We start from the raw sequence: 1,233 nt of genomic DNA on the forward strand, positions 1-1,233 counted from the left end.
ACATTCCCCTGTCGGTTTAGTATTTGTTGAAGATTACGGTTTGCTGCCGAGATTTTAACATCATCTAATGCTTTTAAAAACGCTTCCTCGTTTAACAATCGTTGGTGTTTTCCTTCGAAATTATTGGTCAACAGTTGAAAGCGATCGTTCATTCCAAAACCTTTTACCAGTTCTTTTGCCCTCCGCTTGGCTTCATCAAGCAGGTTACCATCTTTATTAATGGCTTCCATGCTGTAAGAGTTATCGATATAAATGCTTACTACATTATTTAAAGCTGTTGTTTTTTGATTCTGYGCTGGAATATAAGGCTGGGTAAACGCCAGCACCAAAAAGATGATTGCCAAAATCCGCGACAACAGAATAAGCAGGTTTTTAAGTTTTTCTTTAGAAGAATTTTGCTGTTCTACTTCTTTTAAAAGCTGAACATTAGAAAAATAAACCTTCTTAAACTTCCTGAAATTGAATAAATGAATGATAACCGGGATGGCAACCGATATTAGTGCAAAAAGAAAGCCCGGATAAAGGAAATTCATTAAAAACCAAAGATAGAAAAATTATGGAAAGTGGCGAATTACTATTGTAATAAAGTCGTTTTAATAACTAAAACCCGGAAATTCGATATTTACAATTTTCCAGCCACCGTTATGCAATGCGAAATACAGTTTAAAAGGTCCGCTTACAATTTTCGATTGTTTTTGAACAACATCTCTGTAACCTGCAACCCCTTCAACAAAGCCCATACCCTTATCATCATTCAAAAGCTCGAAATTAACATCAATAATATCGTATCTGCCACCAACATATTCATCAGATCGACCGAAAATACCTTTTAACCGACCAATAATAACATCCTTACCAATAACTTTATTACCTGGGAGAATGAAAAAATCATTCAGTTCGTCGGTAATGGCCTTCGATTGTTTAAACCAGGCGCTTATAAATCTAATGGCACTATTTACGATATCAGCCTGATGGTTAAATGTGGGGTTGTTCTGCATTGTATCTTTCAAAAAAACTTGGCGAAGTTAACTATTCTTTAGCCTTTCTCTAATTTCAGCAAGAGAATAATCGATCAATAACTTAACTATTTACATCTTCCTTTTTCGGTTGGGTACAAGCTTTGCAAGGTATCGCTTTGCCAAAATTCTTTTGTTTCGATATCCAGACAGGTCAATTTCCCAGTAAATGCAGCACCAGTATCAATATTCCAAACGTTACAACCCTGCATGGGCA

General features: G+C 35.9%; 2 protein-coding genes. Both read right to left on the minus strand.

Annotation, left to right across the window (positions count from 1 at the left end; translation table 11 throughout):
• Positions 1 to 533: BatA domain-containing protein (locus AC1DPQ_RS28135; RefSeq protein ID WP_477611625.1), on the minus strand; the 533-nt coding region annotated here is incomplete at its 3' end.
• A gap of 60 nt (positions 534 to 593) precedes the next feature.
• Positions 594 to 1,010 carry a hypothetical protein gene (locus AC1DPQ_RS28140; protein WP_477579276.1) on the minus strand — a complete coding sequence of 139 codons (417 nt, stop codon included), beginning with the start codon at positions 1,008 to 1,010 and terminating at the stop codon, positions 594 to 596.
• Positions 1,011 to 1,233: the final 223 nt, after the last annotated feature.

The sequence above is a fragment of the Pedobacter sp. 01T416_2 genome (assembly GCF_056398925.1).